This window comes from Armatimonas rosea, assembly GCF_014202505.1.
Lineage (GTDB): Bacteria > Armatimonadota > Armatimonadia > Armatimonadales > Armatimonadaceae > Armatimonas > Armatimonas rosea.
The window spans coordinates 489398-510052 of record NZ_JACHGW010000002.1 but is presented as its reverse complement, the minus strand read 5'-3'; the positions used below and the strand labels follow the sequence as shown (position 1 = coordinate 510052).

The 20655-nt window shown below is 63.7% G+C and carries 18 protein-coding genes; 15 read left to right on the top strand and 3 right to left on the bottom strand.

Going from position 1 to position 20655, the window contains the following annotated elements:
- Positions 1-8 precede the first annotated feature (8 nt).
- Positions 9-563: an O-methyltransferase gene (locus HNQ39_RS10285; protein WP_184194956.1), complete on the top strand. Its 555-nt coding sequence runs from the start codon at positions 9-11 to the stop codon at positions 561-563.
- Positions 564-1100 carry a DUF6940 family protein gene (locus HNQ39_RS10280; protein WP_184194953.1) on the top strand — a complete coding sequence of 179 codons (537 nt, stop codon included), beginning with the start codon at positions 564-566 and terminating at the stop codon, positions 1098-1100.
- Here the strand turns inward: HNQ39_RS10280 and HNQ39_RS10275 are convergent.
- Together HNQ39_RS10275 and HNQ39_RS10270 are read right to left on the bottom strand one after the other, a co-directional pair.
- The gene (locus HNQ39_RS10275; RefSeq protein ID WP_184194950.1) at positions 1097-1531 is read right to left on the bottom strand and encodes a hypothetical protein; all 435 of its coding nucleotides are present in this window, start codon (positions 1529-1531) and stop codon (positions 1097-1099) included. The two genes, HNQ39_RS10280 and HNQ39_RS10275, sit on opposite strands and share 4 nt — an antisense overlap.
- Position 1532: 1 nt before the next feature.
- Positions 1533-2171 (bottom strand): Uma2 family endonuclease, encoded by a 639-nt coding sequence (locus tag HNQ39_RS10270; protein ID WP_184194947.1) that lies wholly within the window; start codon positions 2169-2171, stop codon positions 1533-1535.
- A gap of 56 nt (positions 2172-2227) precedes the next feature.
- Here HNQ39_RS10270 and HNQ39_RS10265 point away from each other — a divergent pair, with 56 nt between their 5' ends.
- The 9 genes from HNQ39_RS10265 (at position 2228) to arfA (ending at position 12725) form a co-directional block, all read left to right on the top strand.
- The gene (locus tag HNQ39_RS10265) at positions 2228-3742 is read left to right on the top strand and encodes an alpha-amylase family protein (RefSeq protein ID WP_184194944.1); all 1515 of its coding nucleotides are present in this window, start codon (positions 2228-2230) and stop codon (positions 3740-3742) included.
- Between the two features lie 18 nt (positions 3743-3760).
- Entirely contained in the window at positions 3761-4609 is an 849-nt protein-coding gene (locus tag HNQ39_RS10260; RefSeq protein ID WP_184194941.1) for a deoxyribonuclease IV, read from the top strand.
- 66 nt (positions 4610-4675) lie between these two features.
- Complete coding sequence (locus tag HNQ39_RS10255; protein ID WP_184194938.1) at positions 4676-5110, top strand: hypothetical protein; 435 nt, start codon at positions 4676-4678, stop codon at positions 5108-5110.
- Positions 5111-5112: 2 nt separating this feature from the next.
- Positions 5113-5319: a helix-turn-helix transcriptional regulator gene (locus HNQ39_RS10250; RefSeq protein WP_184194935.1), complete on the top strand. Its 207-nt coding sequence runs from the start codon at positions 5113-5115 to the stop codon at positions 5317-5319.
- A gap of 60 nt (positions 5320-5379) precedes the next feature.
- Complete coding sequence (locus tag HNQ39_RS10245) at positions 5380-8442, top strand: alpha-mannosidase (RefSeq protein ID WP_184194932.1); 3063 nt, start codon at positions 5380-5382, stop codon at positions 8440-8442.
- Positions 8439-9578: a hypothetical protein gene (locus HNQ39_RS10240; protein ID WP_184194929.1), complete on the top strand. Its 1140-nt coding sequence runs from the start codon at positions 8439-8441 to the stop codon at positions 9576-9578. The genes HNQ39_RS10245 and HNQ39_RS10240 overlap by 4 nt, the downstream gene beginning before the upstream one ends.
- Positions 9579-9581: 3 nt before the next feature.
- On the top strand, positions 9582-10187 hold the full coding sequence (locus tag HNQ39_RS10235; RefSeq protein ID WP_184194926.1) for a Uma2 family endonuclease: 606 nt from the start codon (positions 9582-9584) through the stop codon (positions 10185-10187).
- Between the two features lie 3 nt (positions 10188-10190).
- Positions 10191-11198 carry a phosphoribosylformylglycinamidine cyclo-ligase gene (gene purM, locus HNQ39_RS10230; RefSeq protein WP_184194923.1) on the top strand — a complete coding sequence of 336 codons (1008 nt, stop codon included), beginning with the start codon at positions 10191-10193 and terminating at the stop codon, positions 11196-11198.
- Positions 11199-11225: 27 nt separating this feature from the next.
- On the top strand, positions 11226-12725 hold the full coding sequence (arfA, locus tag HNQ39_RS10225) for an arabinosylfuranosidase ArfA (RefSeq protein WP_184194920.1): 1500 nt from the start codon (positions 11226-11228) through the stop codon (positions 12723-12725).
- Between the two features lie 50 nt (positions 12726-12775).
- Here arfA and HNQ39_RS10220 read toward each other — a convergent pair whose 3' ends face one another.
- Positions 12776-13039: a hypothetical protein gene (locus tag HNQ39_RS10220; protein ID WP_184194917.1), complete on the bottom strand. Its 264-nt coding sequence runs from the start codon at positions 13037-13039 to the stop codon at positions 12776-12778.
- A gap of 321 nt (positions 13040-13360) precedes the next feature.
- Between HNQ39_RS10220 and HNQ39_RS10215 the strand changes: the two genes are divergently transcribed.
- The 4 genes from HNQ39_RS10215 to HNQ39_RS10200 are packed head-to-tail and all read left to right on the top strand — an operon-like array spanning position 13361 to position 20650.
- A complete protein-coding gene (locus tag HNQ39_RS10215; protein ID WP_184194914.1) occupies positions 13361-15637 on the top strand; it encodes a RelA/SpoT family protein in 2277 nt (758 codons plus the stop codon).
- Between the two features lie 3 nt (positions 15638-15640).
- Positions 15641-18109: an NHL repeat-containing protein gene (locus tag HNQ39_RS10210; protein WP_184194911.1), complete on the top strand. Its 2469-nt coding sequence runs from the start codon at positions 15641-15643 to the stop codon at positions 18107-18109.
- Between the two features lie 5 nt (positions 18110-18114).
- Positions 18115-19203, top strand: coding sequence for a C45 family autoproteolytic acyltransferase/hydrolase (locus tag HNQ39_RS10205; protein WP_184194908.1), 1089 nt, complete (start codon positions 18115-18117; stop codon positions 19201-19203).
- Positions 19103-20650: a formylglycine-generating enzyme family protein gene (locus HNQ39_RS10200; protein ID WP_184194905.1), complete on the top strand. Its 1548-nt coding sequence runs from the start codon at positions 19103-19105 to the stop codon at positions 20648-20650. The genes HNQ39_RS10205 and HNQ39_RS10200 overlap by 101 nt, the downstream gene beginning before the upstream one ends.
- Positions 20651-20655: the final 5 nt, after the last annotated feature.

Below are 20655 nucleotides of genomic sequence, written 5' to 3'. Positions count from 1 at the left end.
CTCTCGCCATGTCTCACCTCGACTCTCTCCTCGCCGAGCTCGAAGTCACCGCGGATGCCTACTGGAACATCAGCCGCGAGAACGCCGTGTTGCTCTCGTCGCTGCTCAAGGCCATGGGCGCAAGGCGTGTGCTTGAGGTGGGAACGTCGAATGGCTACTCCACTCTCTGGTTCGCCGAGGCAGTGGCGGCCAATGGCGGCGAGGTCGTGACCCTGGAGTTCGACCCGGGCCGTGCCGCGCTGGCGCGGGAGAACTTCGAGCGAGCGGGCCTCGCCGCCACTATCACGCTGATCGAGGGCGATGCCTGCCAGACCCTCAAGACCCTCACGGGCTCCGCGCCCTTTGACTTTGTCTTTCTGGATGCCGAGAAGCCCGAGTACGCCGAGTACCTGCGCCTCGCGGTTCCCCTGACCCGCACCAACGGCCTGATTATCGGCGACGACACCATCTCCCTCGCCGCCCAGATGCCCGAGTACCTCGCGCTCGCCTTCGCCCACCCCGAGCTAGAGTCGGTCGCCGTGCCCATCGACGACGGCATCGTGCTCTCGCGCAAGAAGGGGTAGATGGAGCGCCTTCCCTGTCACCTGGAGCAATCCTACGGTGAGGTACTGACACTCTGGCAGCGTGACCCCGAGTTTCGCACCCACTTTCTCACGCTCCTCGCCGAGCAGCCCTACACCGCGTTTCGCTGGGAGACTCCTGCCGTCACACGGGTCACGCTCGACCAGCCCTTTGCGTTTGTGACTCTCGACAGCCCCTGGCTGGAGCGCGACTCTGACCCGCTTGCCTTTGCGGAGCACTTCTCGCCCACCGAGCCCGCGGTCGCATTTCCCAACCTCAGCGGCGACTCCACCTTGATTGTCCCCTGCCCCACCAGCCATCCCGCCACCTACGCCCACCTTGCTGCCTTTGTCCGCTACGCCCCCGAGGAGCAACAGCACGCCCTCCTCGCGCTCATGGGAAAGACTATCGAAGCCCAGCTCAGCGACACGCCACTCTGGCTCAGCACCGCCGGCGCGGGAGTCGCTTGGCTCCATGTCCGCCTCGACAAGCGCCCCAAGTACTACGGCTACGCGCCGTATACGGTCGAAAACAGCTAAAACCGCACTCCACGAAGCAGCTCTGTGACAACTGGCTCCATCACTTTCCGATGCTTCGTTGAATACTCACAAAAGAGAATAGCCATCCCCACTTCGTAGAACGGGTACAGCTCAATCCCATCGTCGGTTATCTCCGTCGCGGAGAGCCAGCGGGTACAAGTCTTTCCCTGTTTCAGTTTTAACTGTGACTCATGAACCCACTTGCGTGTCTGCGCACGATGCCCACTGGTTTCCAGCATAAGAGTCACATCAAGTCCAAGGTTTCGGTGCTTGAAACTATAGGTATAGCCGTGCCGCGTCAGCGACGCATGAGGCTCGGGGGCTTCAAATTTTACTTTTTTCCAGGATGTCGGCAATGAAAACTGGATCGGGTGGTTGTAGGGAGGCTCAGAGCCAAGAAGCGGAAATTTGTAGGTTGTCGTGAGAGACATCTCAGACCGTCAGCTCAAACAGCGAGCGGACATTGAGCGCGAAGCCGGGAAGCTCCGGCGCGCAGTCCACGACCTCAGGGTCCGTGAGGGTGAGCGGCTCGGTGTCGGGGCGGTAGAGGTAGACCGTGCGGGTGGTGGGGTCAAGAAGTAGCCCGAGGCGGACACCGTTGTCGCGCCACTCTTCCATCTTGTCTTGGAGAGCCAGGAGCCGGTCGGTCTCGGAGCGCAGCTCGACAATGAAGTCCGGGGCGAGGGGCAGGAAGCCATCGCGCTGCTCGGGGGTGAGGGTGGCGAGCCGCTCGTGGGAGATCCAGGCCGCATCGGGGGAGCGAACCGCGCTGTTGGGCAAGATAAAGCCACCACTGGATTCGTAGGTATCGCCGAGGCCGTTCTGGAGGTTCCACATGCCCAGGTAGGTGGTGAGGAGCGCGTTGCGCTTGCTGGTAAGAGATTTTGTCGGCATTTCGATAGAGAGTTCCCCTGTCGCAGTTCGCTCGATTTGGAGCTCGGCGTTGTCTTGACAGAAGAGGAAGAAATCCTCGTTGTCCGCCATATTCAGGCCGGGACGGAGGCGAAGTGAGGCATCTCCTGCGAAGGGGAAGCGCAGGAGGAGAGGGTCGGCTTGGGTCGAGGCAGCCATGTCGTCATTTTATCAGAGGGCAGGGAATCGGGCGGGGCAGGCCGAATCTCTGGAGCATGTTGTCCTCTTCCCCCGACCAGCTTGCCGTCTTCACCGAGACCGGCCGCAACGACTCCGCCGCCGAAGTTGTGATTACCGATGGGCGCGTCTTGATCTCGTCTTCGGAGCCGCTCTGTTGGGTGGTCTTGCGCTGGAGCTTGCCGATGACAGAGGGCGTGCAGGTGCTGGGCGATGCCTGGGAGCGGGGCTACGGCGACCTGGAGTGGCGGGGAATCTCCGCGGAGCGCGTCTTGCCGTGGTACGCCCTCGTTCATGAGCCCAAGTCCGGGGCAACACGGGGCTTTGGGGTGCAGACCGGCGCCGCGAGCCTTGCGTCGTGGCGCGTGGATGCCGCAGGAATCACGCTCGTGCTGGATGTGCGAAACGGCGGCGCGGGTGTCCGGCTGGGGGAGCGGACCCTGGAGGCAGCGAGGATTATCCCCCTGGAGTCGGAGCCGGGTGAGAGCGCCTTTGCCTTTGCCACCCGCTTCTGCCGCGCCCTCTGCCCCGCGCCGCGCCTTCCGAAACAGCCGGTCTATGGCGGCAACGACTGGTACTTCCGCTACGGCAATATCTCCGAGGAGACCGTCAAGGGCGACGCAGCCCTCATCCGTGCGCTCTCGCCCAGCCGGGAGAACGCCCCGTTTTTCGTGATCGATGCCGGCTGGTTTCCGGCAAGCGGCTGCGACGGTGGCCCCTACGAGCAGGGCAACGCAAAGTTCCCCGATCTTCCTGGCCTCGCCGCGTGGATGAAGTCCGAAGACGTGCGCCCTGGAATCTGGATTCGTCCCCTCCTCAACAGCGCCCCGCCGGAGAGCTGGCGGTTGATGCGCGATAGGACGTACCTGGACCCGACCGTCCCTGAGGTGCTGGACCTTGTCCACACCGATATCGCGCGGCTTGCGGACTGGGGCTACCAGCTGCTCAAGCACGACTTCACGACCTTCGATGTGACCGGGCGCTGGGGCTTTGGGATGGGCGGGAGTGTGACTGCGGATGGCTGGCACCTTGCCAATCGGGGAGTCACCACGGCGGAGGCGCTCACGGGGCTCTACCAGACCATTCGGCAGGCCGCGGGGGATACCTATCTCATCGGCTGCAACACGGTCGGGCACCTAGGGGCGGGGCTGTTTGAGCTCCAGCGCACCGGCGACGATACCAGCGGCAGGCACTGGGAGCGAACGCGTAAGATGGGGGTCAATACGCTGGCGTTTCGGATGCCCCAGCACAACACGTTCTTTGCGGTCGATGCCGACTGCGTGGGGCTGACAAGCGCCGTTCCCTGGGAGCACAACCGGCAGTGGCTGGACTTGCTTGCCAAAAGCGGCACGCCTCTCTTTGTCTCCGCCGACCCGGACGCCATCGGCCCGGAGCAGCGAGCGGCACTGGTCGAAGCCTTCACCCGAGCCGCCATGGAGCAAGCCGCCGCCGAGCCGCTTGACTGGCAGAGCAACACCAGCCCCACCCGCTGGTCGTGCGGGAGCTACACCTGGGACGAGTTTCTGGGCAGCGCCTTTCCGTGTCCGGGCTGATCGGGTAGTATCTAGGACATGCCTCGTTTTCTCTTTGGAGCCCACACGGGTGTCGCCGGTGGCCTGCACAATGGCCTGATCGAGGGCCACGATATCGCCTGCGACACGATTCAGATTTTCACCTCAAGCCCGCGCCAGTGGGCCGCCAAGGCCCTCACCGACGAGGCGATTGCGCTCTGGAAGGTCAAGGCCACCGAGACCAAGCTTGCGCCCCTGATCGCCCACGACTCGTATCTGATCAACCTGGCCTCGCCCGATCCCGAGACCCGGCAGAAATCGCTCAATGCCTTTATCGCGGAGCTGGAGCGCTGCGAGGCACTGGGGCTGGACTTTCTGGTCTCGCATCCCGGTGCACACATGGGCGCGGGCGAGGACGCGGGCTGCGTCCAGCTTGCGGCCTCGCTGGACACCGTGCACCAGGCCACTGCGGGCTTTCATGTGCGCGTGGCGCTGGAGACCACGGCGGCCAAGGGCACGACCCTAGGCGGAGTCTTTGAGCACTTCCCCGCCATTATCGACCGGGTCGCCGAGCCGGAGCGCCTGGTGGTGTGCCTGGATACCTGCCATATCTACGACGCCGGCTACGACCTCGTGGGCGATCCCACCGGAGTCTGGGACCGCTTCGGGGCGACGGTCGGCTTTGACCGGCTCAAGATTATCCACGCCAACGACTCCAAGTTCGGACTCGCCAGCAAGCGCGACCACCACGCCCATATCGGGGAGGGGACGATTGGTGATGCGGGCTTTGTCGCCTTCCTCTCGGACCCACGCCTCCCGGAGAGCCTGCCGCTGATCGTGGAGACCCCCGTGGACGATAACAAGGGCCACCGGGAGAATGTCGCCAAGCTCCGTGCCCTCTTGACCTAATGTAAAAAATTTTTGACATAAAGTCAAAAATACCGTACATTATCCACGGAGGTTACTTCGATGGATATGTCGTTTCGTGAGAAGAGTGCCTGGGCCTGCCTGGTCACGACCGGGGTGGTGTTTGTCCCCTACTTCACCTTTATCGCGCAGCTCGCGAGCCGCGGCGAGCTGGTTCTGCCGCGTGTGGTGGTCGCCTTTGTCGCCGCTGTCTTGGCACAGATAGCCTTGATCTCGGTCTACATGACGGTCATCGCGCTACGCACCCGCCAGGAGCCCCGCGATGAGCGGGACACCGCAATTGAGAACCGGGCCTTTCGCAGCGCCCACTGGACTCTCGTGATCGCGCTCTGGCTCTTGGTGCTCGGCGGGGTCTTTCTAGCGCCCGTCTTTCCGCAGCTCATCTCGGTGGTCTTTGTCGGGCAGCTCGCGCTCCTTAGCTTTGTCCTGAGCGAGCTGGTGCACTACGCCACCCTAGTCCACGGCTACCGGCGGGGGTACTAGCCATGCCGATCCGCAACAACATCCGCAAGCTCCGCTTCGAGCACGGCGAGCTGACGCAGCAAGCGCTCGCGGAGAAAGTGGGAGTGACACGCCAGACCCTGATCGCTATCGAGGCTGCCAAGTACTCCCCCACCCTGGAGCTTGCCTTTCGTATCGCCGCTGTCTTTGGCAAGCCCCTCGATGAAGTCTTCCAGCACGACCCGGAGTAGTCCCCCCGGTTGGAGCGGGGGGGTGACCAGCCCCTCCAACGGGCGGGGTAAAATGAGCCGATGATTTCTCCCTCTATCCCCGAGTGGGTGCAGCAGTGGCTGACCGCCTGCGAGCACACCGTCTTCTCCCAGCGCCTCCCGATCACCAACTGGACCTTTGAGCGCGCCGGGCACGTGCAAGCCGTCGCCCCTGGTTTTGTCTGGACCGCTACCGAGGAAGAGTGCTGGTTGCGTGCCAGCGTCATGGTTCCCCCAGACTGGGCGGGCAAGCGAGTGGGGCTCTGGTTTGAGCTACCCGGCTGCGAGCCGCTGCTCTCGGTCGATGGAGAGCTCTGGCAAGCGCTGGACTACAACCACGGCGATGTGCTCCTCCACGAGCCCACCACCGGCGGCGAGAGCCACACGCTGGAGATCTCCTGCTACAGCCCGTCGCGCGGCGGCGAGGCGATACTCCAGACAGCCGAGCTGGTCGTGATCGATCGCGAGGCCGAGGGGCTCTACTACGACCTCCTCACGGCGAGTGAGCTACTCGGGGTTCTTTCGGAGCGGTCCCCCTCCGGCAAGAGCCTACGGGAGGCACTGGAGCAAGCACTCCAGGCAGATACCAACGCGGAGTCGCGGGCGGTACTGGCACAGTTCTTTACACAACACGCCGCCGCCAGCACCGAGCCCCATGTCGCGCTCCTGGGGCACTCACACATTGATCTCGCATATCTCTGGGCGATTCCCAACACGAAGCAAAAAGTGGGGCGGACCTTTGCCACGGCCCTGCGCCTGATGCGGGAGTTCCCCGAGTTTACCTTCACCCAGTCCCAGCCCCAGCTCTATGCCTGGTGCAAGACGCTCTATCCCGAGCTGTATGAGCAGATCAAAGCCCGTGTCGCCGAGGGGCGCTGGGAGCCGACCGGGGGAATGTGGGTGGAGGCCGACTGCAACCTCGCATCGGGCGAGGCGCTCATCCGGCAGGTGCTCTTTGGCAATCGCTTCTTTGAGCAAGAGTTCGGTGTCACGACCAAGATTCTCTGGCTCCCGGATGTCTTTGGCTACAGCGCGTCGCTGCCCCAGCTGATGAAGTCCTGCGGGCTGGAGTACTTTCTGACGTCGAAGATCTCCTGGTCGGACACCAACCGCATGCCCCACGACACGTTCCGCTGGCGCGGGATCGACGGCACCGAGGTCCTCACCCAGTTCCTGACCGCGCCCGAGTTCCACCGTGGGCTGAATCAGGAGATCTCCACCTACAACGGGCAGCTGACGCCCTTTGAGCTGCGCCGTGGCTGGGAGCGCTACCAGGACAAGGCGCTGCACCAAGAGATCTGCCACTGTGTCGGGCACGGCGATGGCGGCGGCGGCGTGACCCGGCGGATGCTTGAAGTGGCGCGGCGGCTCCAGAGTGTCGCGGGCCTCGGCTCGTGCGGCTTCGACCGCGCCGATGCGTTTTTTGCACGCCTCCCCAAGACCAACCTGCCTCTCTGGAGCGGCGAGCTCTATCTGGAGAACCACCGCGGCACCTACACGTCGCAGGGGCGCATCAAGCAGGGCAACCGTACCGCCGAGCGCGCCCTGCGCAGCGCCGAGCTATTTGCCGCGCTGGCCCAGACCCAGCTGGGGACGCCCTACCCCAAGGCCGCGCTCGACACGCTCTGGGAGACACTGCTCCTCAACCAGTTCCACGATATCCTCCCCGGCACCTGCATCCGCCCTGCAGTCGAGCAAGCCGAGCGCGAGCTGGGTGAGGTGGTCTCAGGGGCTCTCGCCCTGCAAGATGCCGCACTGACGGAGCTCTCCCAGAATATCGCCACGCCCACGGACTCCGTGATTGTCTTCAACCCGACCGACACGCTCCGCCCCAGCGACTCGTTCTATGTCCGGCTCCCTGGCGATCTGGTGCGCAAGGGCCGTGTCCTCTTCACCGACCCCGACGGCGAGCCCCTCAGCAGTCAGTTCCTGCGCATGGTCGGCAAGGAGCGTGAGTACTTAGTAACGCTTCTGGAGGTCGAGCCCCTTGGCTACCAGACCATTGGCCTGGGCCGCACCGATGCCCCCGCCGATGAGAGCACGGTAGTCGCCGAGGAGAATGTCCTCGAAAATGACTTTGTCCGGGTGACGCTCACTGCCCACGGCGAGCTGGCCTCGATTGTCCACAAGACCGAGGACGGCGAGCGCGAGGCCCTGGCCGCCCCGGCCACCCTGGTCGCGTATGAGGACAAGCCCGCCGCCTACGATGCCTGGAATATCGACGCAACCTACCGCGACAGCCCCTGCCCCCTCGCCGACGAAGCCACCGTCACCCGCTTTGAGGTGATCGAGAACGGCCCGGTGCGTGCGAGTATCCTGGTCGAGCGTCAGTTCCGGAACTCCAGAATCACCCAGCGCATCCAGCTCTGGGCGCACTCTGCCCGTGTCGAGCTGGTCACGGAGATCGACTGGCACGAGCACCAGACCCTGCTCAAGGCCCATGTACCCGCCACCGTGCTCGCCAGCCGCGCCACCTACGAGATTCCCTTTGGCGCGATCGAGCGGCCGACGCACCGCAACACGAGCTGGGACGCCGCCAAGTTCGAGGTCTGTGGTCATAAGTGGGCCGATCTCTCCGAGGGAGACTTCGGGGTCAGCATTCTCTCGGACACCAAGTACGGCTACGATGCCCGCGAGAACACGCTCTCGCTCACGCTGCTCAAGTCCGGTATCTACCCCGACCCCGACGCCGACCAGGGGCTCCACCGCTTCACCTACGCGATCCTCCCCCACACCGGCGACTGGCGCAACGAGACGGTCGATGAAGCCCACGCGCTCAGCTACCCGCTGCTCGCCCGCTTCGCCCCGAAGAACCCCAAGGCCGCACTCCCCCCCCGCTACGACTTTGTCTCGATAGACGACCAAGGCCTGATTATCGAGACCGTCAAGCGCACCGAGACCGACGGCAACGCGCTGGTTGTCCGCCTCTACGAAGCCCTCCAAACCCGCGGCGAGGCAACCCTCACCTTCGGCTTCAAGCTCGCCGCCGCCTACGAGACCAACTCCCTGGAGCAAGACCCCATGCCCGTGCCGTTTAAAAACAACACCCTGACCTTTCCCTACCGGCCCTTTGAGATCAAAACCTTCGTGGTACACCCCAAGTGACCGAGACCGAGAACTGGCAATCCGCCGCGGAGCAAGCCCTGCGGACACTGTGGGGCGAGGCGATCACCTGCACGATCACCGACACGTTTCGGGAGCAGGGCCGCAACCGGGTCTACCGCCTCGCCGTCGAAAATGGCCCCGTGGCGAGCGTGATCTTGAAGGCATCCCTCGGCGACGACGAAAACCCATATGTGGTGGGCGACGATGCCCCGCGCAGTGCCTTTTCTCGCTTCTGCAACGAGTGGGCGGGCTGCGAAGTCTTGGGGCCGCTCGGACTGGGGCCGGTGGCCTACACGGGCGATCCCGAGCGTGGCTTCTATCTGATGGAGGACCTGGGGGCGGACGCGCAGAGCCTCGCGGACCGGCTGACAGGAAGCGATCCCACAGCCGCAGAAGCCGCACTCTTTGCCTACGCACGGAGCCTTGGCGCGCTCCATGCGGCGACCCAGGAAAGCGCGGCGCAGTGGGACGCGCTACGAACCGCACGCGGCGGAGCACCACCAAAGCCCAGCGTGCCCGGCGAGTTCCAGAGCGAGGTAGCAAAATTTGGCGAGCTTGCGGAGCGCTACGGGGTCGTGCTCCCCGAGAGCTTCGTCTCGGAGCTGGCACGGATCGGCGTGGTGGTGGAGAGCCCCGGCGACTACCTCGCCTTCAGCCCCACCGACTGCTGCCCCGATAACCATGTCCTGCGCGGCGAGCGCGTGGTCTTCTTCGACTGCGAGGGAGCACGCATGCGCCACGCTCTGCTAGATGCCGCCTATCTCCTCGCCCCCTTCCCCACCTGCTGGTGCACGAGCAAGCTCCCCGAAGGTCTACCGGAGCGCCTGCTCGCCGGCTACCGCGAGCACTTTCCCGGCGGAGACGATTTTGAAGAGCAGCTGACGCTAGTCCTTGCGGGCTGGGTGCTGCTCACCCTGACGTGGGACTGGGCAGGCAACTGGGAGGAAGAAGACCACACCTGGGGGCTTGTGACGCTCCGTCAGCGGCACCTGCACCGCCTGGAGAACCTGCTGGCGCGGCCCCCGCTCGTCGCTCTTTTGCCTGGAGTCGCGCAGGTGGCCGCAGAGCTGTATGGTATCCTGAAAACGCGCTGGGCGGATTTAGAGCCAATGCCCCTCTACCCAGCTTTTAGATAAACAATGTCGACGGTTGTGCTGGAGAACGTGGCCTGGGAGACCTACCAGCGGCTTCTCTTTGAAGTCGGGGAGCAGGCACGCCTCACCTACGACCGTGGCTGCCTGGAAATCGAGATGAGCCCTCTTCTGAAGCACGAAGCCCCCAAACGCCTCCTCGAAAGTCTGGTGGAGTTCTTCTGCGAGGAGCACGAGCTTGCGTTTCTCTCCCTCGGAAGCACCACGTTCTCCCGCGAGGAGAGGCTCCAGGGAGCCGAACCCGACTCGGGTTTCATACTAGGAGCACGTGCCGAGATCTCCGAGGACTACACGGAGAGCGACCCTGTCACCATGTACCCTGATCTGGTGATCGAAGTGGATGTCACCAGCCCTTCGGTCGGGAAGGATAGCCTCTACCACACGCTAGGCGTCCAGGAAATCTGGCGCTGGCGGGGGGCAAAGCTACAAATTTTGAGCCGCACGGAGGCAGGTTTCGTCGCCCTAACAAGTAGCAAGGTGCTAGAGGGAGCCGAGGCAATACGACTCACCGAGCTCGTGCTTCAGGGCCAAAAGACAACACAGATTGCCTGGCGCAAGCAAGTGCGTGCGTGGGCGCGAGGAGAAGAGAGCTAGTTTATGAGCGTGACCTATGCCGATTCCGGCGTGAGTATTGATGCGGGCAACGAGGCGGTACGGCGGATGAAGCAGCACATTCGCTCGACCTTCAACGAGGGTGTCCTAGCGGATGTGGGCAGCTTCGGCGGGATGTTCCAGCCCAACTTTGGCGGGATGCGCGAGCCCGTGCTGGTAAGTAGCATGGACGGCGTCGGCACCAAGCTCAAAGTGGCCTTCATGACCGGCAAGCACGACACTGTGGGCCGCGATCTGGTCTGGCACTGTGTCAACGACATCCTGGTCCAAGGCGCACGCCCGCTCTTCTTTCTCGACTACTTCGCCACCGGCAAGCTCGACCCGATTGTCGCGGCCGATGTGGTCAAGGGCCTCGCGGAGGGCTGCCGCACCAGTGGCTGCGTCCTGATCGGGGGCGAGACCGCGGAGATGCCGGGGATGTACACCGACGGTGAGTACGATATCGCCGGCTGCATCGTGGGGATGGTGGATAAGAGCAAGATCCTCATCGGCGCGAGTGTCGCACCAGGCGATGTGCTGATCGGGCTGGCATCGGAGGGGCTCCATACCAACGGCTACTCGCTGGCAAGGAAAGTTCTCTTCGAGGTCGGCAATGTTCCTGTGGAGGAGGTCGCCGACGAGCTGCTCGCGCCGCACCGTTGCTACGCCCCCGCGATCCTGCCGATTCTCGACGCGGGCGACACGATCAAGGCGATGGCCCATATCACCGGCGGCGGCTTCTACGACAACATCCCCCGCTCCCTCCCCGAGAACTGCGGCGCGGTGGTCCAGAAGTCCAGCTTCACCGTGCTCCCGATCTTCGAGCGCATCCAGCAGATCGGCAATGTCCCCGAGGCGGATATGTACCGGACCTTCAACATGGGAGTCGGCCTCGTGCTCGTGGTCGCCCCCGAGCACGCCGACGCCACCCTCGCTACGCTCCGCGCCTCGGGTGAGACGGCGAGTGTGATAGGGGAGGTGACGACAGGTGCACATGAGGTGGTGCTGGCATAAGCCTCGATTATTTTGTAAACTGTCTTTATGAACGCAACGCTGACACTAGACAAGGACTTTGTCCTCTCTGAGATCGACCCACGCGTCTATGGGGGCTTCGCGGAGCACCTGGGACGCCATATCTACACCGGAATCTACGAACCCGGCCACCCGACCGCCGATAGCGAGGGCTTCCGTGAGGATGTGATCGCGCTGGTACGGGAGCTCTCGATGCCGATTATCCGCTACCCCGGCGGCAACTTTGTCAGCGGCTACAACTGGGAAGACGGTGTCGGGCCGCGCGAGAGCCGTCCACGACGCCTGGAGCTGGCCTGGGGCATCACCGAGACCAACGAGTTTGGCACCAATGAGTTCATGAGCTGGTGCAAGAAAGTCGGCTCCGAGGCGATGATGGCCGTCAATCTGGGGACCCGTGGCCCGGATGAGGCACGTCAGCTGGTGGAGTACTGCAACCATCCCGGCGGGACGCAGCTCTCGGATTTACGAAAGAGCCACGGCGCGACCGATCCGTACGGCATCAAGGTCTGGTGCCTGGGCAACGAGATGGACGGCCCCTGGCAGATGGGTGCTCGCACGGCGTATGAGTACGGCCGGGTCGCCAACGAGGCCGCCAAGCTGATGAAGTGGGTGGATGGCAGTATCGAGACCATTCTCTGCGGCTCGTCGGGGCGGGGCATGGCCAGCTTCGGCAAGTGGGAGTGGGAGTCGCTGCACGAGAGCTACAACAATGTGGACTACCTCTCGCTGCACACCTACTACAACAACCGCGCCAACGACACGCCCGCGTTTCTCGCCGAGACCGAGAACATGGGCGACTTTATCGCGGAGGCGATCGCGCTCTGTGATGCGGTGAAGGCAGCCAAGAAGAGCAAGAAGACCATCAATCTCAGCTTCGATGAGTGGAATGTCTGGTACCACAGCGGCGACTGGGGCCAGCTCGGGGCGCGCTGGGACGAGGTCCGGCCGCAGCTGGAAGACATCTACAACATGGAGGACGTGCTGGTGGTCGGCGGGATGCTGCTGGCGATGCTCCAGTATGCGGATCGCCTCAAGATCGGCTGTATCGCGCAGATTGTGAACGTCATTGCGCCGATCATGACTCGCCCCGGTGGCGGCGCGTGGCGGCAGACCATCTTCTACCCGCTCCAGCAGTGCTCGCAGTACGGCCGTGGCACCGCGCTTCGAACGGCAGTCAGCTCCCCCACCTACGACTGTGCGACTCGCGATAAGGCTCCGTACCTCGCAACAAGTGCGGTTATCAGTGAGTCGGGCGATGCGCTGACGATCTTTGCGATCAACCGCAGCCTCACCGAGCCGCTGGAGCTCACCACGACGCTCCGGGGCTTTGGTAAGGCCGAGGTGATCGAGTGGACCACGATGCACCACGCCGATCTTAAGGCCGTCAATACCGAGACCAACCCCGAGAATGTCGTGCCCCAGCAGGCGACGGGCGCCGTCGTGAGCGGCGAGACGCTCACGGCGACACTCCCTGCCGCCTCGTGGAACGTCATTCGGCTGAAGCTCTAGAAAAGTAAAAAGCCTCCCCGGCGACATGCCGGGGAGGCTTTTTTTGGCACTTAGGCCTGGCTGAAGGTGATCGCACCCGACTCGCTGACATCGACTGCCAGCGCGCCCGAGAGCACTCCGTCGAGGAGCGCCTGGTTCAGCATCAGCGCAACCTGTCGCTCGGCGGCGTTCTCGGTCTTAGCACGGCGAACACGGGTGGAGAGTGCCTTTAGTTCCGCAGCCTCTTCGTGAATTCCCCGAGCCCACATCACCACAGCAAGCGCTTCTTCCTGCGTTGCACCACGCTCACCGCGCGATTTAAGCAACGAGGCCACGAGAATCTGCCCCTGAGCCCCATGATCTACCGTCGATCGGCGGCGGCGGCGCACTACAGGTGCGGGTGTGGCGGTTTCTGTTCCTTCAGTTAAAACCTTTGGTCTTCGTCCCATATTTTCTCTCTCTTCTCTTCTGGCAAGAGTTAATTTTGGATCACTATGCCAGGTAATCGTCCAATTCTACCAGAAATTTTAGCACTTTGCGATAATCAGCCTTATAAAATTATCAACAGAAGAAAAATTTATCATCCTAGACCAAAATGCAGAGTACCAGGCCTCTCTGGGCAAGAAGCGTCAGATAGACTATAATAACCCCTACCTATGACAGCAAGTCTGGAGAGCATTCTAGAGCGTGTTGCTCGCTATAACCCTCACGCGGATATAGCCTTGCTCCGCCGCGCCCACGACTTTGCGACACAGAAACACGATGGCCAGCTCCGCAAGAGCGGCGAGCCCTACATTATCCACCCGGTCGCGGTCGCCCAGATCCTCGCGGAGCTGGAGATGGACGAGGCCAGTATCTCGGCGGGCTTCCTCCACGATGTGGTCGAGGACTGCGGGGTGACGCGCGACGAGATCAAAGAGACTTTCTCCGAGGAGATCGCGCAGCTGGTCGATGGAGTCACCAAGCTCAAGCTCGCCGACTTTGAGCGCCTCGCCCCCGAGCTGGCCGCCGCCGCAAAAGAGGCCGCAGCAAAAGAGGCGGAGACCGGAAAAGTGGACTCACGCCGCCGCAAGCGCCTCGAGACCCGCTCGTCGGCGGAGAACCTGCGCAAGATCTTGCTGGCCACCGCCCGAGACTTTCGCGTGATGGTCATCAAGCTGGCGGACCGGCTCCACAACATGCGCACCCTCCAGGGCCTGCGCCCCGAGCGCCAGCAGCGGGTCGCGGAGGAGACCATGCAGATCTTCGCGCCGCTGGCCCACCGCCTTGGGATCTGGCAGGTAAAGTGGCAGCTCGAAGACCTGGCCTTTAAGTACCTCTACCCCACCGAGTACAAAGAGCTCAGCGAGCGGATCGCCCGCACCCGGGTCGAGCGCGAAGAGGACATCCGCGATGCGCTCCAAAAGCTCCGGGAGGGCTTCGAGCGCGCAGGCCTCACGCCGGATATCCAGGGCCGTCCCAAGCACCTCTGGAGCATCTACAACAAGATGATCAAGCAGGAGCTGGAGCTCACCGATATCTACGACCTGATCGCTCTGCGCGTGATTGTCCCCACGGTCCCCGAGTGCTACACCGCCCTCGGCGTGGTCCACGAGACCTATCTTCCCATCCCCGGCAAGTTCGACGACTACATCGCCAAGCGCAAGGCCAACCTCTACCAGAGCCTGCACACCAAGGTCTACGGCCCCCGGGGCGAGCCGCTGGAGGTGCAGATTCGGACCTGGGACATGCACAAGACCGCCGAGTTTGGGGTCGCGGCGCACTGGGCGTACAAGGAGCGCGGCGAGGCGGCACGGGCGGGCAAGGATGTCTTTGAGCGCAAGATGGCCTTCCTGCGCGCCCAGCTCTTCGATGCCCAGCAGGCCGAGGCCAACCCCGGGGAGTTTCTCTCCCGCGCCAGCACCGATCTCTTCGCCGACCAGGTCTTTGTCTTTACCCCCAAGGGCGATGTGCTCGACCTGCCTGCGGGCGCGACTCCGATCGACTTTGCCTACCGGGTGCACTCCGATGTGGGCGACCATCTCGTGCAGGCGAAGGTGAACGGGCGGGTCGTGAACCTCTCCTACAAGCTCCAGAACGGCGATATCTGCCAGGTGCTCACCCGCCCGCAGGCCACGCCGTCGCTGGACTGGCTCACCTACTCCAAGTCCGGCCACGCGCGTGGCAAGATCAAGAACTACTTCCGCAAGCTCAAGTACGACGACAACGTCATCCAGGGCCGTGAGGTGCTGATGGAGGAGCTAGAGCGCCTCCAGCTCTCCACCGCGATCCTGCGCGACAACAAGAAGATGCTCCCACTGGCCAACCAGCTCAATAAAGAGAGTGTCGAGGACCTCTTTGCGGCGCTGGGTTTTGGCGATGTGGCGCTGGGGATGGTGGTCAACCGCCTGCGCCCCGAGCTGGAGAAAGAGAAGAAAAAGCCCGACGAAGACTTCTCGCGGCGCCGGAATAAAGAGAAGCTGGCGCTGGCTCCCGGCGGGGTCGATGGGGTCGCGGTCACCCGGGGGCGCTGCTGCCTGCCGCTACCCGGCGATGAGATTCTGGGCTATGTCTCCCGTGGCCGGGGGATGATCCTCCACCGCGATGGCTGCCCGAATGTGGCGGCCTACGAAGCCGAGCGCCTCAGCCCCATCGACTGGCACCCGTCGGACACCGAGCGCTTCGAGACCGGCGTGATTATCGAGACCTTCGACCGCCACGGCCTCCTGCGCGATGTCACCGACCTCTTCTCCGAGAACAAGGTCTTCATCCTGGGCATCAACACCCGCTCCGACCGCGCCAAGAACACCGCCGTCCTGCGCCTGGACTTCGAGGCACCGTCGGCGGAGTATGTCGAGACCCTCGTGCGCAAGCTCCACTCCCTGGAAGACCTGCTCGCCGTTCATCGACTCGGAGTCGGTGCCGAGGACCCTAAGCCCGTCGAGCGTAGCTAAGCCATGAAACAGCGCCTCCCCTCCGTCTTGCAGCCACGCACCTACGTGTCGCCGTCGGGGGAGTACACCGCGCTGGTCAATCCCACCAACCGCGAGGGCGGCGGCCCCGCCCACTACCGGGTCAAGCGGGGGCAGACGGTTCTCTGGGAAGGGAAACGCCCCTTCACCCTCTGGGAAGCCGACCTCACCGACTCGGGGACGCTGGCGGGCTACGCCTACTCGCAGGGCGAAGAGGGTTTCTGGGGCCTACGCCAATCACGCGGCTATGGGACGCTCGATGTCGTTATCCTCACCCCCGATGGCACGACCCGGCTTCGCACCTCCGTGCCGCGCGAGTCCGGCTACCTGCACGGGCTTCCGAGTCCCTGGGGCGAGGGCGTGCTGGCAAGCGAGACCACCGACCGCCTCTTCATCCTTACTGGCAACGCCCGTCAACAGCGCGAAGAGAGGTGGTTTGTCTATGCCCTGAGCACCGGCAAGCGGCTCAAAGACCTCGTTTTCAACGAGGAGCACGTCAGTATTCTGAAGGCCAAGTCGGTTGCGGGAACACCCCTTTTTCTCCTTCACCAGTGGCTCTTCACCGACGGAGATCCCTGGCACACCGGCGCACGCTTCACCCTCATTGACCTGAACGGCAAGAGTGTCTGGAAACAAGCGCTTCCCACCGACTACGACATCCCCCACGATGAAGACGCACAAGACTCCCTTCGCAACGAGATTCGTCGAGACGGAGCGATCTTGGAGACGACGAAACCAGGAGAGTTCACCCTGCGCTTCGTGCGCGAGAAGCAGCGGGTGACCTTCACGGTCGCAAAAGAGCCTGACGGCGCCTGGCGCGTCATGGAGGCTGGCCGCGAGCCCTATGTCGTCCCAAAGCCGCCTCCCCTCGTCTTTACCGCCCCGACGGTCGCCCTCACGCACCAAGGCACGCTCACCCTGCGCTCCCCGAGCACACAAGCCGCCCACCCGATCCGAGAGATTCGCAACCTCATCGCCGCCGGGCCGGGCCGTCTGGCGTTCCTTCGTGAGGACAAAGACCTGGTTGTGGTCAGTGAGCAGGGAAAGCTTCTCTCTACCATCTCCCTCGCCCCCATCGCTCTGGAGAGAGAGAAGGACCGCTTCAGTCAGCTTCTCTGGCGCAACAGCGAGCAGTTTCTGGTCTTTGTGGAACGCGAGAAGGAGGGAAAGCGCTTCCTCCATACCTACCCTGTGGATGCTCGGACGAAGACAGTTGGAAAACCGCTCCGCTCGGAAGAGACCTTGCTTCAAGCTGCCGCAGCCCTGCCAAGAGGTGGCTTTATCACCCTGGGCTCGATCCACCAGCGCTATACCATCTCTCATGCCCTTGTTGCCTACGACGGAGCTCTCAAAAAACGCTGGGAGCTGATCGTCGATGGCTACCGAGACAGTGAGAAACCTCGGGCACTTCTCAGCCCCGAGTCGGCGACCGTCCTTCGAGACGGAACCGTCGCGGTGCTGGACGTCACTCAGAAAACGGTTCATCTCTATACCGAAGCAGGGCACTGGTTCAAGACAATCTCGCTCCAAAAGGCCTGGAAGCGTGAGCCCCGCTACCCCAACGATATTCGTGCGACTCCCGACGGCGGTTTTCTGATCCATGACTTCAACAGCGAGCCTTCGCTGATCTGGATGACGAAGACCGGGAGGGTGCTGGCCGAGGCGACTCCGCACGATCTGGCAGGGCAGGCGATCGAGTTCCCTCAGCCAACCATCACCACGAGTGGCAACCTCTGGGTGAGCGATGACTACTGCCTCCTGCAGCAGAATCAGAAGGGCCGCCCGGTTCGACTGCTCGGGACGCCGCCTGATACCCGCTCGCTGACAGCGATCTCGGACCTGACGATCCACCCCGATGGGCGCATCCTCGCGGTGGACAAGCGCACCTCCACCGCGCACCTCTTCGCGGCAGACGGAACCTGGCGCACACGCTACCGACCGATGAAGCCACAGAGCTCGTTTCGTTCTTTTCTGGGCACTGCCCTCACGTTTGGCCCCAGCGACACCTTTAGGATCGAAGATGAGTGGTTCGATCTTCGTGGCAAGCCAATCCCACGCCCCAAGCTACCCTACCGTCGCCCCCTGGAGCGCCGCCCCGACGGGCGGTGGCTGGATAGGATTCGTCTGCGTCTTGCTCCTGGGGCCGTGGCAAGAGACGGCTCGCTGGCTCTGCTGGACGACAAGCAGGTCTGTCTCTACACGCCAGCCCGAGAGCCTCTGCGGCAGTTTCCCCTCCCCGACAATCTCGGCGACTATCCCGAGCTCGCCTACGACGGAAAACATGTCGTGGTTGCCGGAGACAAGGCGCTCGTCTGCTACACCGCGACGGGCGAGCCTCGCTGGCAAGCGCCGCTCCCCTTTCCCGAGGCCCTTCCCTTCCTCACCGACGAGGGGCAGACGCTCTGCCTCTTCGATGGGAAGCGCACGATCTACCGCTACGCCATGCTACAATAGCGACAATGCTTCCTCTTGTAACCCTTCGTGGCACGCCGCTTGAGCAAGGCCGCCAGCACGGCGCACAGCTCAAAGACCGGGTCGCGGCCAATATCGCGGTGTACTTTGACCGTTTCTTGCGTGAGACGCTCCTAGAGCGCGAGCAAGTGCACGAGATCGCGGCGCAGTACGCCGGTCATATCGAGCGCCAGAGCCCGGAGTACTTCGCCGGGATGCAGGGTGTCGCGGAGGGCGGTGGGTTCGACTTTCTGGATATTGTCGCGCTGAATGTCCGCTACGAGATCCTCTACTACCAGTTTGGGAAGATGGCGATGGCGCGCGAGGCCCAGGCCGATGGCTGCACGCTCTTTGCGCTCCTCCCCGAGGTGACTACCGAGAAGCACCTGATTATCGGGCAGAACTGGGACTGGATTCCCGAGGTCCAGGGCGCGGTCCTGCACACTCATGAGCCCGATGGCCTTGAGACCCTAGCCTTCACGGAGTCTGGGATTGTCGGGGCGAAGGTGGGCTTTAACTCCGCAGGAGTCGGGCTGGCGATCAATGGGATTACCACCACCGACGACGACTGGTCGCGCTTCTCCCGCCCGGCCCACGTGCGCTTCTACGAGATCCTGCGCCAGCGGGACTTCAACGATGCGGTCAAGGTCATCACCGGCGAGCCACGCGCCTGCTCGACCAACTTCCTGATCGCGCAGCCCCCCGGCTTTGTGCTGGATATCGAGGCCGCCCCCGACACCGAGGGCTTTCTCGCGCCGGTCGAGGGGGTGCTGACCCACGCCAACCACTTTGTCAATCCCGCGGAGCTGGGGGTCGCTGAGCCGCCCAACCCGCGCCGCATCTACTCGCGCCGCCGCGAAGCCCGCCTCGCCGAGCTGCTCCTTGCCGCCCGGCCCACCACGCTTGAGTCGATCCAGACCGCGCTGCGCGATACCCAGGACGATCCCTTTGGCCTCTGCCGCCACCGAAACCTAGCAGAGCCCCCGGAGCAACACTATGTCACGGTTACCAGCGCTGTTATGGACCTGGATGCACGGGTTCTTCACCTCACCGACGGCCCCCCCGACCAGAGCGACTACCAGACCTTCTCGCTTTAAGTCCCCCCCGGTTAGAGCGGGGGGGCTGGAGAGCGCTACGCGCTACGAAGGGCGTGCCGCCCATACCCCCTTCGCGAAGCCGGAGGGGGTCGGCGGGCTGTCCCGCCAGGGGGAGGCATGGCCCGCCGTTCTGATCGGCGGGATCTGCCTGCTCGCCGCCCTGCCTGCCCACGCGCTACAGGGCTACGCCAAGCGCGGCCTGCTCTCGGACCTGCGGGACCGCACGGGCTCGGGGTGGGAGGTAACGCCCAAGAAAGTGGGCGATGGGCCGTCGGTGACCTACGAAGGCGAGACCATGCGCCTGGAGTACCTGGCCCGTCGCCCGGGGACGGTCGCGCGGCTCAGCCACCGACTCGAAGGGCTCAAAGACGGCCAGACCTACACGCTCTGGTTCACCGCTCGGGCGAGCCAGCCGTATGTGCTTCCCCTCACCGCCACCACGACCGCCGATAGCCAAGGAGTCGTGCGCAATATCGGGCTCGAGGAGAGCTTCAAGCTGACGACGGAGGACCGGCCCTTTGCGATCCAGTTCACCGCCAGCAGCCCCGACCCCGAGAAGAACCTCCTGCTTTTCTCGATCGCCAAGACCACGCCCGAGAACCCCGTGCTCTGGATCAGCAACGTGACCCTGGTGGAGGGGACACCGAGCCCACCGCCGCCGGGACTCGTGCTGGATGCCGCCGACGACGACCCGGCACGCATCCCCGACTTTGGGCGAGCACGCTTTGGGGGGATCTGGTTTGTGAAGATTCCGGCGGGGACTTTTACCCGTGGCCTGACCGAGCCGCAGAAGGCACTCTTGCAGAAAGCGGGGCTCTGGACACGGCTCGCGCAAGAGGAGCAGCCCGCCCGTCCGATCCGCATCAGCAAGCCCTTCTTTATCTCCGAGACCGAGGTAACCCAGGGCCAGTGGAGGAAGTTTCGCGCCAATCCGTCGGCGTTTAAGGGCGAGACCCTTCCCGTGGACTCCGTGAGCTGGGACGAGGCAAGGGCCTACTGCCAGTGGCTCAGCAAGCGCAGCGGCGGTGCCCGCTTCCGCCTCCCCACCGAGGCGGAGTGGGAGTACGCCGCGCGTGCGGGCAGCACGGGGCTCTTCCCCGCCACCAAGACCGGCGAGGCGACTCTAGAGACTCTCCCGCAGCTCGCGTGGGTCTTTGCCAATGCGGGGCAGAGAACGCATCCCGTGGGAAAGAAAGCCGCCAATGTCTGGGGGCTCTTTGATGTCTGTGGGAATGTCTGGGAGTGGTGCGAGGACAGCTATGTCCAAAACTTCTACGCCACCGGCCCCCTCACCGACCCGCTCGCGCGCGATCCCAGCGCCACAGAGCGGGTGCTCCGCGGGGGCTGCTTCGCCCTCGATCCCGCCAAGCAGCGTGTCGGGCAGCGCGGCGGCAACCTCCCTGGCTTCAAGAGCCCCTATGTCGGCTTTCGCCTTGTGCGGGAGTAGGGAGC

What these genes read in the sequence shown, in the direction of transcription:
- HNQ39_RS10255 (WP_184194938.1), top strand. Translation starts at nt 4,676, where the DNA reads ATGTCGTTTCGTGAGAAGAGTGCCTGGGCCTGCCTGGTCACGACCGGG.
- HNQ39_RS10280 (WP_184194953.1), top strand. Translation starts at nt 564, where the DNA reads ATGGAGCGCCTTCCCTGTCACCTGGAGCAATCCTACGGTGAGGTACTG.
- arfA (WP_184194920.1), top strand. Translation starts at nt 11,226, where the DNA reads ATGAACGCAACGCTGACACTAGACAAGGACTTTGTCCTCTCTGAGATC.
- HNQ39_RS10260 (WP_184194941.1), top strand. Translation starts at nt 3,761, where the DNA reads ATGCCTCGTTTTCTCTTTGGAGCCCACACGGGTGTCGCCGGTGGCCTG.
- HNQ39_RS10200 (WP_184194905.1), top strand. Translation starts at nt 19,103, where the DNA reads ATGTCACGGTTACCAGCGCTGTTATGGACCTGGATGCACGGGTTCTTC.
- HNQ39_RS10235 (WP_184194926.1), top strand. Translation starts at nt 9,582, where the DNA reads ATGTCGACGGTTGTGCTGGAGAACGTGGCCTGGGAGACCTACCAGCGG.
- HNQ39_RS10250 (WP_184194935.1), top strand. Translation starts at nt 5,113, where the DNA reads ATGCCGATCCGCAACAACATCCGCAAGCTCCGCTTCGAGCACGGCGAG.
- HNQ39_RS10275 (WP_184194950.1), bottom strand. Translation starts at nt 1,531, where the DNA reads ATGTCTCTCACGACAACCTACAAATTTCCGCTTCTTGGCTCTGAGCCT.
- HNQ39_RS10265 (WP_184194944.1), top strand. Translation starts at nt 2,228, where the DNA reads ATGTTGTCCTCTTCCCCCGACCAGCTTGCCGTCTTCACCGAGACCGGC.
- HNQ39_RS10245 (WP_184194932.1), top strand. Translation starts at nt 5,380, where the DNA reads ATGATTTCTCCCTCTATCCCCGAGTGGGTGCAGCAGTGGCTGACCGCC.
- HNQ39_RS10215 (WP_184194914.1), top strand. Translation starts at nt 13,361, where the DNA reads ATGACAGCAAGTCTGGAGAGCATTCTAGAGCGTGTTGCTCGCTATAAC.
- HNQ39_RS10270 (WP_184194947.1), bottom strand. Translation starts at nt 2,171, where the DNA reads ATGGCTGCCTCGACCCAAGCCGACCCTCTCCTCCTGCGCTTCCCCTTC.
- HNQ39_RS10210 (WP_184194911.1), top strand. Translation starts at nt 15,641, where the DNA reads ATGAAACAGCGCCTCCCCTCCGTCTTGCAGCCACGCACCTACGTGTCG.
- purM (WP_184194923.1), top strand. Translation starts at nt 10,191, where the DNA reads ATGAGCGTGACCTATGCCGATTCCGGCGTGAGTATTGATGCGGGCAAC.
- HNQ39_RS10285 (WP_184194956.1), top strand. Translation starts at nt 9, where the DNA reads ATGTCTCACCTCGACTCTCTCCTCGCCGAGCTCGAAGTCACCGCGGAT.
- HNQ39_RS10205 (WP_184194908.1), top strand. Translation starts at nt 18,115, where the DNA reads ATGCTTCCTCTTGTAACCCTTCGTGGCACGCCGCTTGAGCAAGGCCGC.